This window comes from Hymenobacter sp. NBH84 (assembly GCF_014217645.1).
GTDB lineage: Bacteria > Bacteroidota > Bacteroidia > Cytophagales > Hymenobacteraceae > Hymenobacter > Hymenobacter profundi.
This window is the reverse complement of sequence record NZ_CP043646.1, coordinates 125,050-137,232: the sequence shown is the minus strand read 5'-3', so window position 1 is coordinate 137,232 and position 12,183 is coordinate 125,050. Positions and strand designations below refer to the sequence as shown.

Genomic DNA, 12,183 nt, shown 5'->3' with positions numbered 1-12,183 from the left:
GGCCAGGCTGAGGGCAGGGTGCAGAGGGCAAGGGCGATTCTCATAGTAGCTTATTTATCAATCTTCAACATGACCTGGTAGCCAGCTTTCAGGCGCACTTTGACCAGGCGGATTTTCTTCTGGCCGAGGCCCTTGACGGCGGTAACCGCGACGCCGGCCGCGGGCCAGGGTGGGGTCGGCGCTCATGGTGATGGCATCGGCGGCGTTCAGCCCGTCGGCGCCGGCCTGCTTGGCCGCGTCCCGGGTAATGGCGCCCGGGATGTGCAGGCCTTCCAGGCCGTCCACGTCGTAGACTTCGAGGGCCACCGGAAAGACCCGATTGCCGGTTTTCAGCGTTTCGATGCTGATGTTCAGCCGCTCCCCGGCCAGGCTGCACTTGCCGTAGATGAAGGTGTTAGCCGGTAGGGTGCGGCCATTGACCACGGCCGATTCCGTCAGACGCATTTTCACCAGCGAGCCGCTGACGACTTCCTGCGATTCGTGAATGACGGCCGGCAAAGTGTTGGCATCTTCGGTAGCCGCATGGCCGTCATCCAAACCGGTAAACGAGGCCGTGCGCCGTCTGCCCGTGCCGCCCCCGCCCAGCCGGGAAACGACGGCATCCTCATCGACCACATTAGCCCGGGTGCGGGCTTTTTTCCTGGCTTTGGCCACCGCCGGCGCGGTCGGGCGGGCTACCCCTCCCCCACCGCTGTTGCTTTGCGCCAGCAGCTGGGCCATCTGCAGCTGGGCGTCCTTCTCGGCCAGCTCCCGCTCGTGCTGGCTACGCATCAGCTCCAGCTGCTCCTGGGGCGTGAGGGCGCCGGGGGCCGCTGCTGGGTCGGCCGCAGCGCCGGGTGTGGTTCCTCCATTCAATTGGGCCTGCTGGGCGGCAATGAGCTGCTGCTGGGCTTCCACCACGGACTTGTCCACCGACCCGTTAGGCCCGGGCTTGCCATCGGCGCCGATGGAGTACGACAGACCCGAGCCGGCCGCCGTATCGAGACGGGCATCGACCAGGCCCCGGTTGCGCAGGGTATCCACTGGGCTGGCGTAGGCTTCGAGCTTGCTGGCGGTGATGGAGCCTTTTTCGGCCGTGGGCAGGGTGGTATTGAAGCCGGACGGCACGTTCTGGGCCCTCGGCGGGCGCGCCCTGCCCGCCGCCGCCCAGGTAGAACATGACGGCCAGAAAGGGGACGCCCACCACCGGCAGGAAGGTGGCCATCTTGCGGGTGCGCAGAAATTGCGCGTCGTGCGGTTTGGTTTCCATCGGGTGGGGCTTAGCGGGGCTGGGTGCTGAGGTCTTCGTTGCGCAGAACCCGCCAGTTTTCCATCAGGAAGCCGTGCGGGTTATTCTCCGAGCGCGTCACGTCGCGCAGGGAGCATTCCGAGAGGAAGTTGCGGGTGGTCACCGAGGTGGCCCGGATAACGCGCTGGTGGCCGTAGCACCGCGCCACCAACGGGCGTGAGTTGGTTATCACTACGCTGTCCACACTCATTTCCAGGCTGATGTTGGCGGCAATCAGGTCGTTGTAAAAGCCCTTCTCCTTGAAGTTCTCGTATTGCCGCTTCGCAGAATTGTCGGCCAGGTACAGCGCCTTGTTCACGTTGCTGTCGATGGCTTTCTGATCGGGGTCCAGGGTGAAAAACAGCTCGTGGAACCGTGTAATGTGGGCGCGGGCCTCCACCGGCCGGTTGGCCCGCGCATCCCGGGCGCCGGCCGTAAGCAGCTGCCCGCCTTCCAGCACGTAGATGCGATTGGCGGCCGCGGTGGTCGTCTGAAACGCGAAGTAGGCAATGGCGCCGGCCAGCACCAGCACCGCCACGATGAAGAGCAGGGCCAGCGTTTTGACCTGTTGGAAGGCGGAGTCGATGGTTTTCAGGGATGCGAACATGGCTGGAAAGGACTAGTGGGAGGATGGAGAGCGGGCCACTCAGCTTTTGCGGCTGAATCGTTCGCGCAAGGCCATGCCGGCCCGGTGGCCAAGCTCCTCACTGCGCGACATGTTTTGGGTGGTAGCCCAGCCGGCTGCGCCCTGAGCTACACCCGCGCTGGTCCGAAGGCCGGCCCCGCTGGCTGCGCCCGCAATGGCGGCCGTGGTGGCCGTGGTGGTGGTGATAAACGAAGTGGCCGCGCTGCCCACACCCGAGCCATCAATCAGCATATCTGCCGCCTTGGGGACACAGATGTACCCGACGATGGCCAGCACGAGCATACACAGATAGGCAATGTCAGCCGATTCCACGCTTCCGCCGGCGCTGAGCTGCCGGATATTCTCGTTGAGCATTGTTACCTGGACGTGGGCCAGCACCGCCGCATAAATGTTGGCTACCGGCACCCAGAGCGAAATCGTGAGGAAGTAGCCGAACCACTTCAGGAGGCCCCCGCCAAATCCCGGAATGATAGCAATGCCAAAAGCTAGCGGGCCGGCGACGCTGAGCAGTACCAACAGGAAAGTGGAAATGAGGCTAATGGCCAGCTTGGCGGCCAGCGCGCCCAACTCCAGAATGGATTTGGTCCACTCCCGGAAGTTCTGGCCCACGCTGTACTGGACCTGATTGAAAGCCAGACTGGCCTTGCGGCCCACGTCCAGCGCCCCGAGCTTGCCCAACTCCTTTTCGTATTCCTCATTGATTTGCATATCGGCTCTGGCTTTCGCATCGGCGGCCAGACGGTCGCGTTCTGCTGTGAGCCGGTTTACTTCAGCCAATTGCCCCATCCGGATAGCATCGGTGCCATGGGCTACGGACATGGTGATGCCGCGCAACGCACTACACAGGGGCACGAACAGCAGGATAGCCAGACCGATAGCAAACGGCCGCAGCAGAGGAAACAAGTCGATAGGCTCGGCCCGGGCAATGTTTCCCCACACCTTACTACTGATATACAACAGGGCTCCGATGCCCCCGATGGCCCGCCCCAAGTTGATAAACAGGGAGGTGAACGAGAGCATTTCGATGTAAATGGCGTCGAGCTTCTGCTCGTACACGGCCATGTTCAAATCAATTGCGGTCGGGTCCATGCGGGCAGTGTTAGAAACAGAGCGAGAGATTTACTTGGCTACTTGGGTATATTCCCCTTCCCCGGAAACCAGAAGGTGGTTTTTCTCATCTAGGTAGATGATGTCCATAGCTCCAAATCCGGTGTTGACCGTGAGCTTGTGATTGTCCTTGTCATAGGTGAGCGGGTATTCCTTTTTGCCTTCTAGCAGCGTCAGATTATCTCCACGCTCCTGGATAGTCATATGCGGCCGCTCGGGGCTATCTACTGATTGCCATTCACCCAGGAATTGGGCTGTTCCGCTGTTGGAGGAACACGAGGTGAACAGCACCATTGTCAAGACGGCAACTGCTGTGAGCAATTGATTTAGCTTGCTTTTCATCGGGTCGAAAGTGGAAGTGAAAGGAAGGGATGCCCCTTAGCGGGCAGTCATAAAAGCATTTACCGCTTCGCGGTCCCGCACCTGCTGCGCTTGGTGCTGCGCGATGGCCCGGCACTTGTTGCTGAAGTAATTCATCAAATCGTGCTGCTTGCTGATGCGGTCGGCGATGTTGTCGATGAACTCAATGCGCTCCGGGTCGGTCATCTTCGCCTTATTAGCGCTGAGCACCCCGGCCAGCTCCCCAAGGAGGGCGACGTTCTCCTGCAGGATGTTTTGGTAGACCGTAGAGGCTTCGCTGAGCTGCGCGGGCGTAAGCCGCTGGGCGCGCAGCTCTGGGATGGCACCGGCGAATTGGTTAATCATTTCGCTCTGGTGCGTATATATCTCCCGAACCCGGCGGTAGTTGCGGACCCCAGCGCTGATTTGGAGCAGGCTGCTGTACCATTGGTCGTGCAGCTGCTGGGTCTTGTCGATGATGCCCTTAATCTGGCCGCTCACCACTTTCATGTCGCCAGCCAGCTTCTTGCCCTGCCCCAGCAGGGTAGTCGACACACCCTGGTGAAAAATCTGTTTGCGCGAGCTTTGCTCGGCAACCGGAGCCGATATAACGGCTTGCGCGCAGGCTGGGCCCACCAGCAGGGTCAGGCCCAGGGCGAGCATCTTGGGTATTGCTTTCATCGGGGGAGCAGATAAGGAGTGGATAAGTAGTTAGCGGACGCCCATCAGCGCGTGAAGGGCCTGGGTGTCCTGGGCCTTCTGCTCCGCCAGGTGCATCTGCACGTAGTTGCGCTGGGTGTAGTAGTTGATAAGGCTCAACTGGTCGGAAATCTTCGCGTCCAGCTTGTCGATGAAGCGCATCCGTTCAGCATCCGTCATCTTGAGCATAGCCGGGCTGACGATGGTTTGCAGGTCCGAAACGGTGTTGGCGCCCTCCGTCAGCATTTTCGAGTACACGCTGGTCATAGTGGAAAGCTGCTCCGGCTGCACATAGGGCGACTGCCGCAGAGTTTCAATGGCCGTGGCGTAGGTCTGGATAATTTGCCCCTGCTTCTCAAACACGGACTGCACGCGCCGATACGTGCGCACCGTCGCGCTGACCTGCTGCAGTCCATCATACCAGTTCTTGGCCAGCTGCAGGTTCTTTTCCGAGAATACTTTGGTGAGTTCCTGCTCCTTCACACCGGCCTTTACCAGCACGTTGGCGGCTTTGGAAAGGCCCTTCATGGTGTTCTGCAGGCCGGTCTGCACGCCGGACTGTACTTCCAGCACCGGGGCTGTTACCACGAGTTGAGCAGAGGCCTGCGTGGCACTGAAAGAGAGTATGGCCAAGCCCAGGATGATGACTTTCGCTTTCATGGTTTTTTCCCTTTTGTTGATGGTTAACTCCCCTACCCTTCGCGCAGCTCGGCGGCGAAGAGCTTGATGGCCGTAGGCATGTCGCCGGTCTGGCGCAGCTTCTCGAACAGCCGCACTTTCTCGGTTTCCTCGGTGGTGTAGGTCACGTACTCCTCCTTCGACACCTCGATGGCGTACACCTTCGACACGATCCCACCCAGTGAGATAAACACCTCGGTGTAGCGGCCCCGCGCGGGCTGGTTGTCGCGGTTGATGCTCAGCACCAGGTCTTTTTCCTTGGGCGTGAGCGAGAGCAGGGCCTGAATCTCCTCGAAGCGGTTGATGAACTTGCGCTGGTCGAGCAGAATCTTGCAGTCGGAGTTGTTGATGATGGCGTCCTTGACAATCTCGTTGCCGATGATGTCGTCGATTTCCTGCGTGACCACGATGGCCTCGCCGAAGAACTTGCGCACCGTCTTAAAGAGGTACTTGATGTAGGCGGCCATGCCGGGCGTGGTCAGCGCCTTCCAGGCTTCCTCAATCAAGATCATCTTCCGCACTCCCTTGAGCTTGCGCATCTTGGAGATGAAAGTTTCCATGATGATGAGCGTGACCACCGGAAACAGGATGGGGTGGTCCTTGATGTTGTCCAGCTCGAAGACGATGAACGGGGCCTGCACCAAGTCCAGCTCCTTGTCGGAGTTGAGCAGGTAGTCGTACTCGCCGCCCCGGTAGTAGGGTCCGAGCACGTAGAGAAAGTTGTCGATGTCGAAGTCCTTCTCGCGCACCTTCTCCTCCTCCAGCACCCTGCGGTAGGTGCCCTTCACAAACTCGTAGAACGTGTTGAAGCTGGGCTGAATAGCCGGGTTGGCTTCGAGCATCACGTAGTACAGGCTCACGGCCGTGGAAAGCGACACGTACTCGGACTGGCTGACCGTTTCGTCGTCCTTTTTCCAGAGCGCCTGCAGCAGCGTTTTGATGCTTTCCTTCTTCTCCACGTCGAGCTTGCCCGAAATCAGGAAGGGGTTGAAGGCAATCGGGGCATCCTCCTCGTAGGTGAAGTACACCCCGCCCACCAGCTCGCAGAGACCTTTGTAGGAGTTACCCGTATCCACCAGCAGCACGTGGGCGCCCTGCTCGTAGTACTGGCGCACCATGTGGTTGGTGAAAAACGACTTGCCCGAGCCCGAGGGGCCGAGCACGAACTTGTTGCGGTTGAAGATGACCTGCCGCTTCATTGGCTCGTCGGAGATGTCCACCAGCACGGGCTTGCCGGTGAGGCGGTCGGAGAGCTTGATGCCCTTGGTGGCGCCGGTGGAGCGGTAGTTGGTTTCCGAGGCCCAGAAGCACACGGCCTGCTCAATGAAGGTGTAGAAGGTTTCCTCCGCGGGAAAGTCGCCGGCGTTGCCCGGAATGCCGCCCCAGTAGAGCGCAGCGATGTCCACGGTGTTCTGCCGGGGCTTGCAGTTCATCTGGTTGAAGGCAGCATTCACCAACTTGCGCACCTCGGTCAGCTCCTCCTCGCTGCGGCCCCAGGTCAGCACGTTGCAGTGCACGCGCACCGGCCGGCGCTTGTGGGCAATTAGCTCGTTGAGAAAGGCGTGGTAGTACTCCACGTTGATGGCGTTCTGCCGGGAGTAGAGCGAGAGGGAGTTGAGCCGGTCCTTCTTCTGCTCGAAGGTTTTCACCGTTTTCTGGGTGTTGTCCAGAAACACGTACTGATTCAGGATGTGGCTGGTACCCAGCAGCAGCCCTAGCGGGGCGGCAAACGAGATGGGGAAGTCCGAGTACTCGGTGCTGTAGGCCTCGTAGCGGATGTCGGTTTCCACCGAGGTGGGCAGGTCGTCGAGGTTGGCCACCGAGAACATCTGGCAGAACTCCTGCCCTACCTTCAGCCCGTTGGTTAAATCCAGGTCCACCTGCAGGGCCTGGTCGGACAAGTCCAGCGAGAGGTACTTTTCCAGCAGCCCGGCTTTTTCCTGGGTACCGGCCAGCTCATCCGACGTAAGCCGGTGCGAGCGGATGAACGGCGCGTTGGTAGGCCCCACCCCTTCCAGCGTGCGCACGAACTGGCCTACGCTGTCGAAGAAGCTTTCCAGCACCTTCGTGTCGAGCATGTCCTTGGGCACGATGTGGCGGCGGGCCAGCAGCCCCGAGGTGCTGCCCCAGTTGGGCCGCTCCGACGAGGTTTTGGTGATGTAGAGGTAGCAGAAGTGGTTCAGGAACGGCCGCTCGTTGAAGTGCCGCTCGTAGGCCGCAGAGAGCAGCGTACGCTCGGCCTCGAAGCCGGGCGCGTACTTGTCCTCCACGTACCAGTCCTGCTTGTGCACCACGCAGTGGTCGGGCAGCAGGCGCACGGCCTTTACGAAGGCGGCTTGCAGCTGGGCGTAGTCCTCGCGCGAGAGGGTGAAGATTTCCGGCAGCTCCAGGCGGAACGCCACCGTCACGTCCGCGTTTTTCGAGACGAGGCAATCCTTCTCTACCTTGTAGATGGGCTGCTTGGATTCCAGGGAAACGGAGGGCAGAACCTTGTTGCTCATAGGCAGGGAAAGCACCCGCCCCGGCCGCTACGCGCGGCCGGGCGGGTCCTGGTTGAGGCGTTGGAAAAGGCGGCTGTGCCGGTTGGTGATGTAGCGGGGCGAGGAGCGGCGGGCGGCGGCTTTCATCAGACCATGCTCGCCGAAGCGGCGGTTCAGGGCAAATACCCCGGCCCACATGCCGCCCCCGGCCAGGAAAGTGAGCAGCACGGTGAGTACCAGCGGCATGCCCGCCAGGTAGCAGGTCACGAACAGGGCAAACACCAGCCCGATGCCGGCTACCAGAAAGTAGATGTTGCTGCCCACCAGCCCCTTGAATTCGACGGGCTTGTTGATGCCGCGATTGAGGTCATAGACAGGCATGGCGCCGGTACTAGAGGAAGAACGAGCGCACCACCGTGGCCACGATGACCAGGAAAATCATGGAGCCAAACCACGACACGGCCGTTTTCTGGGTGTCCTGGTCGCCGGAGTTCCACTTACTGTACACCTTGATGGCGCCTACCAGGCCCAGCACCGCCCCGATGGCGTACATGAGCTTGGTGAGCGGGTCGAAGTAGCTGGTGACCTGGGTAGTGGCATCCTGGATGCCGGCCGTGCCGTTGCCGCCCCCGGTTTGGGCATAGAGCAGGTGCGAGCTAAGGAGCAGGGCCAAGATGGCCAGCGAGGTACTAAAACGCTTCTGGTTCATACGAATGGGAAAGAATGAGACGTGGGGGATGGGCCGGCCGGGCACTACAGCTCGTCGGCCCCGAAGAGGGCGGCCAACTCGGCTTGGTATTCTTCCAGGTGCTGGGCCATTTGCTCGGCCAGGCAGCTGCCCTGCAGGGCGGCCGGGGCGGGCGGATTCTGGCCCGCCTGCAGCAGGGCGATGTACTCGCTGACGGATTCGGCGGCCACCAGCCGCGGCGCGGGCCCGGCGGTGATGATGTCCAGCGGGGAGGCCACCGGCTCCTCGAATGAAGCCAGCGGCTCGTAGCTCACCGGCAGCCGCTGCTGAAGCGCGGGCTCGGCGTCGAGGAGTTCAGCGGGTTGGTCGACGGCCGCCGGCGGGTCCGCTTCGGCGTGGGCCTCGCGCCGCACCAGTTCGGCCAGGCGTTCATCGGCCTGATCAGGGGCTTCGGTCCGGGTCTGGTCCTGCGCTGTGGCTTGTTCCTCCGCCGAGGCCGAAGCAGCACCCATGGGCGTACTGTCGTCGGCACTCTGGTCCTGGCCGGTGGCCGTGGCGGTGGAGGCCGGCAACTGGCCTTCCACAATTGATTCAGTGGTAGAGGGCAGGTTCTCAGCGGCTCCCTCCTCTTCTACTGTAGCTGCTGGTGCTGCCTCGGCGGCAGCGGGTTGCGGCGACGCAAAGGCTGAGGTCGGGCGTACCAGGGCGGGCGGAGCCGTGGTGGGGGCCGGAGTGCTGCCCGCGCCGCGCTTACCGAGTGCGAGTAGCGGGGCGAGTTCGGCGCGGTAGTAGAGTAACCCGACTACCAGGTAGTAGAGCAGAACCACGACCAGCATAAACAGGCCAAACTGGCTCCAGGAATAAGCACTGAGCATCGGCAGGAATCAAGCGTGGCACCTCGGGTCGGCCGACCTGAGCGTGAACGTGCCAAACCCTCAGGTTTGACTTGTGCAAACCTATCCGGCCCCGAAACCCGATTAGTAGAAAGTTGACGAACGGTTAAAATCGGGTGGTGAGGTGCAGCGACTCTACACGAATGGAAGACCTTTCCTAGCCGTTTTCGCGCTGAATGGCCTCATCTCTGTTGCCTCCCATGGACCTGACCAGCCCCGGCACGATGTGCTCCGGGCCAAGCAGGGCCCCGTCATTCCCCCAAGCACAACAACCCACCGGAGAACAAGCCAATTGGCCCGGTCCCCGGTGGGTTGTAGCGGCCCACATAGGAGCTCACTCGTTAGAGTCGTTCGCGGATTAGTTGCCGCAGGTGGTGGATGAGTTCGGTCCTGCAGTCTTCAGTTTCCGCCACAACGGCATCCGCTGGCAGCCCGGCCGCAGTCAATGCCTCTTCAAACTCGCCCAGCCGGGCATTGGCCACATCCATGGCTTTGGAAGCGGCCAGCTTATTGAGGTTGCTGGTGAACTCATCCAGCCGGTCCGACCCCTGACTGCCGTTGCTGAGCCCGGCCTCGTTCATTGCCTCATCCAGCATGGCCTTGGAGGTTTCCAGGTGCGCGTGGCGTTCCTCGGGTGTTTTCATCGATTGGATAGAATGGCGTAGATACTAGGCCGAAGATAAACTACTGACAGTCGCCGTCCAGCCGGGCAGCAAAAAACGGGGATAGTGGTGTGGCGTGACTACCCTACCAAGTGAATGCGGCTCTTTAGCTCGTCCTTGCAGGAGCGGCTCACCGGCACGTATTCGGTACCCAGCAGCACACTACTTTCCTCATAGGCCTGCACGTGGTCCAGGTTTACTATGTGGGAGCGGTGGGTTTTGAAAAACTGGTCGGGCAGCTTTTGCTCCAGCTCCTTAAGGGTGGAGTCGAACACAAACCGCTCCCGCACCGTGTGCAGGCGCACGTAGTTTTGCAGGGCCTCAAAATAGAGAATGTCGCTGAGCAGCACCTTCACGTGACCTGAGCCCTTACGCACGAACAGGTAGTCCTTGAACTTGGGGCAGCGCTCGGCGGGGCCCAGCACCTCCGTGCCGGCGTCGGCCGTGTCCAGCACCGGCCCCACCGGCCCCGCCTGGTAGGCGTTGAAAAGGGCCAACTCAATCTGCACCCGCAGCGAATCATCGGTGAAGGGCTTGACCAGAAAGCCGTAGGGCTGGGCCAGCTTGGCCCGGTTCAGGGTGGCCGAATCGGAGCGTGCCGTCAGAAATACCACCGGCACGGCAAACTGCCGCCGCACGAGCAGCGCGGCCGCGATGCCGTCGCAGTCGCCGGCAATGTTGATGTCCATCAGCACCAGCTCCACGGGCTGGGCGGCCAGTACACTCAGCGCTTCGTCGCTGTTGTCCACGGGCGGGAGGGGCGTGTGGCCCAGCCGGGCCAAGGCGCGTTCAATCTCGGCGGCAATCAGCAGTTCGTCTTCAACAATGAGGATGGTGGCCATAGAGTGGAATAAGGGGCGAGGTGATGGGCCGGCATCAAACGCTGGCCACGACTACCTGGGTGCCCGTGGGAAGAATGGGAACGGTCGACACGCTGGCTTTTAGCTGTCGAGCTAGGGTATTCACCAACTGCAAGCCCAGCGAATGAGTTTCGGGCGCCGTTTCAGCCGCTGGTAAGCCCACCCCGTCATCCTGCACCGTAAGCCGGAAGCCGGCGGCAGTCTGTTCCAGGGCCACGTGCAGATGACCACGGTCCTGGAAGGCGTGCTTGTAGGCGTTGGTCACCAACTCATTCACCACCAGGCCCAGGGCGCTGGCTTCTTTGGGATCCATGACCAGGGGCGCCAGGCTGCTGCTCAGCTGGATGCGCTGCTGAGGCGTAGTGAGCGAGCGGTGGAGGGATTCCAGCAACTCGCCCAGGTACTCGTTCATGCGCACCTGCGAGAGGTTGTCGGCCCGGTACAGAAACTCGTGCACCAGGGCCATGCTCTGGATGCGGGCTTGCGAACTGGCCAGGGCCTGCTGCAGTACGGGGTCGGGCAGGGTGCTGCGCTGCCAGGCCAGCAGGCTGCTGACCAACTGCAGGTTGTTTTTGACGCGGTGGTGAATTTCCTGCAGCAGTACCTCCTTCTCGGCCACGGCCCGGCAGTTGGCCTGGTTGGCCAGGGCCAGCAGGGCCTTCTGCCGCCGCAGCCGCCAGTACAGGCCCCCACCCACGCCTACAGTCGTGGCAAGGCCGCCCAGCAGCAGCCACAGCGAGTGCAGCTGGGCCCGCTGGCTGCGCTGTTCAAACTCAGCCGCCTTTTTCTGCTCGGTGAGCAGCTGCACGTCGTAGCGCACCTGCAGCTGGGCCAGGGCCTGCGCCTTATTGCCGTTGAAGAGCGAATCGCGCAGATCCTCAGCCCGGGCGTCGAGCTCATCCGCACGAGCGGGACGCTTCTGGTCGGCATATGCCCAGGCAAGGCTGGAGAGGGCATCCGCTTCGTACTCGGGCATTTTCTCCGCGCGGGCCAGGGCCAAGGCCAGCTCCGCCGTGCGCTGGGCAGCCCGAGGCCGACCCTGCAGGCGATACACGCGCGCCAGCGAAAGCGCCGAGCTGGCTGCCTGCGGCTGGTAGCGGTAGCGCTGCATGATGCGCAGGGCCCGCTGCATGTTCGTGGCCGCGGCCGCCAGGCTGGCCCGCGAGCGGGGCATCAGCTTGGCATACACTTCGCCCCGAAACTGGTACACGTAACCCAGGCCCCGGGCGTCGGCCGCGCGCTGCATGTAAGGCAAAGCCCGCGTGGCGTAGTGAAGCACCGAATCGTAGCGCTGCAGCACCAGGAAGGTATTGGCCAGGTTCAGCAGCAGGCCACCCCGCTCGCGGGGCCCTACCGAGGGGGTAGCGGCCTGCTGCCGGTAAGCCTGGCGCAGGTAGCGCAGGCCACCGGCCGCATCCTTGGTATCCACGGTCACCAGGCCCAGGCACTGGGTGAAGCGCCACTGGTCGCGGGGCCGGTGCGCACGAGTGAGCTCCACGCCCTGCTGGCTGTAGTGCATGGCGGCCACGTAGTCGGCAGCCCGCTCACAGTTTACCACCAGCTGATACAAGGCGTCGGCTGCCCCTGACCAGTCAAGCCGGCGCCGGGCAAACGTTACTGCCTGCTCCCCTACCCGGCGACCTTCGGCCACATCCTGGGCAAATAGCTTATCGCTTAATGCCAACAGCGCCTGAAAGCGAACGGAGTCGGGCAGTGGGGCGTGGCGCACCAAGGCTCGTAGCGAGTCGATGGTCTGCGGCGTCTTATCGGAAGATGGCGTCCGGGTATTGGCCCGGGCGCCGGGGCTGACGAGTAGCAGGCCGAGCACGGCCCAGATAGCACCGCCCTTCACGCGGTAACGGAT

General features: G+C 62.1%; 13 protein-coding genes. All 13 read right to left on the bottom strand.

Translation table 11 applies throughout. From position 1 onward, the window contains the following. Positions 1-57: 57 nt before the first annotated feature. Positions 58-1,107 (bottom strand): conjugative transposon protein TraM, encoded by a 1,050-nt coding sequence (gene traM / locus F1C16_RS21440; RefSeq protein ID WP_185284578.1) that lies wholly within the window; start codon positions 1,105-1,107, stop codon positions 58-60. A gap of 152 nt (positions 1,108-1,259) precedes the next feature. Beyond that, entirely contained in the window at positions 1,260-1,874 is a 615-nt protein-coding gene (traK, locus tag F1C16_RS21435; RefSeq protein ID WP_073285660.1) for a conjugative transposon protein TraK, read from the bottom strand. Positions 1,875-1,913: 39 nt separating this feature from the next. After that, positions 1,914-3,002, bottom strand: a complete 1,089-nt coding sequence (locus tag F1C16_RS21430) for a hypothetical protein (RefSeq protein WP_073285658.1) — start codon at positions 3,000-3,002, stop codon at positions 1,914-1,916. 30 nt (positions 3,003-3,032) lie between these two features. Next, the gene (locus tag F1C16_RS21425; protein ID WP_073285657.1) at positions 3,033-3,362 is read right to left on the bottom strand and encodes a DUF3876 domain-containing protein; all 330 of its coding nucleotides are present in this window, start codon (positions 3,360-3,362) and stop codon (positions 3,033-3,035) included. A 36-nt stretch (positions 3,363-3,398) separates the two neighbouring features. After that, complete coding sequence (locus F1C16_RS21420) at positions 3,399-4,040, bottom strand: hypothetical protein (protein WP_139252275.1); 642 nt, start codon at positions 4,038-4,040, stop codon at positions 3,399-3,401. 30 nt (positions 4,041-4,070) lie between these two features. Continuing rightward, complete coding sequence (locus F1C16_RS21415) at positions 4,071-4,718, bottom strand: hypothetical protein (protein WP_073285651.1); 648 nt, start codon at positions 4,716-4,718, stop codon at positions 4,071-4,073. A gap of 32 nt (positions 4,719-4,750) precedes the next feature. Next, complete coding sequence (locus F1C16_RS21410) at positions 4,751-7,237, bottom strand: TraG family conjugative transposon ATPase (protein ID WP_073285648.1); 2,487 nt, start codon at positions 7,235-7,237, stop codon at positions 4,751-4,753. A 27-nt stretch (positions 7,238-7,264) separates the two neighbouring features. Next, positions 7,265-7,597, bottom strand: a complete 333-nt coding sequence (locus F1C16_RS21405; RefSeq protein WP_073285645.1) for a DUF4133 domain-containing protein — start codon at positions 7,595-7,597, stop codon at positions 7,265-7,267. A 10-nt stretch (positions 7,598-7,607) separates the two neighbouring features. Then, a complete protein-coding gene (locus F1C16_RS21400) occupies positions 7,608-7,925 on the bottom strand; it encodes a DUF4134 domain-containing protein (RefSeq protein ID WP_073285643.1) in 318 nt (105 codons plus the stop codon). 44 nt (positions 7,926-7,969) lie between these two features. Next, the gene (locus F1C16_RS21395) at positions 7,970-8,779 is read right to left on the bottom strand and encodes a hypothetical protein (protein ID WP_073285640.1); all 810 of its coding nucleotides are present in this window, start codon (positions 8,777-8,779) and stop codon (positions 7,970-7,972) included. Positions 8,780-9,138: 359 nt separating this feature from the next. After that, positions 9,139-9,441 (bottom strand): hypothetical protein, encoded by a 303-nt coding sequence (locus F1C16_RS21390; protein ID WP_073285637.1) that lies wholly within the window; start codon positions 9,439-9,441, stop codon positions 9,139-9,141. 98 nt (positions 9,442-9,539) lie between these two features. After that, positions 9,540-10,301: a LytTR family DNA-binding domain-containing protein gene (locus tag F1C16_RS21385; protein ID WP_073285634.1), complete on the bottom strand. Its 762-nt coding sequence runs from the start codon at positions 10,299-10,301 to the stop codon at positions 9,540-9,542. Positions 10,302-10,335: 34 nt separating this feature from the next. Then, positions 10,336-12,171 carry a sensor histidine kinase gene (locus F1C16_RS21380; RefSeq protein ID WP_073285632.1) on the bottom strand — a complete coding sequence of 612 codons (1,836 nt, stop codon included), beginning with the start codon at positions 12,169-12,171 and terminating at the stop codon, positions 10,336-10,338. Positions 12,172-12,183: the final 12 nt, after the last annotated feature.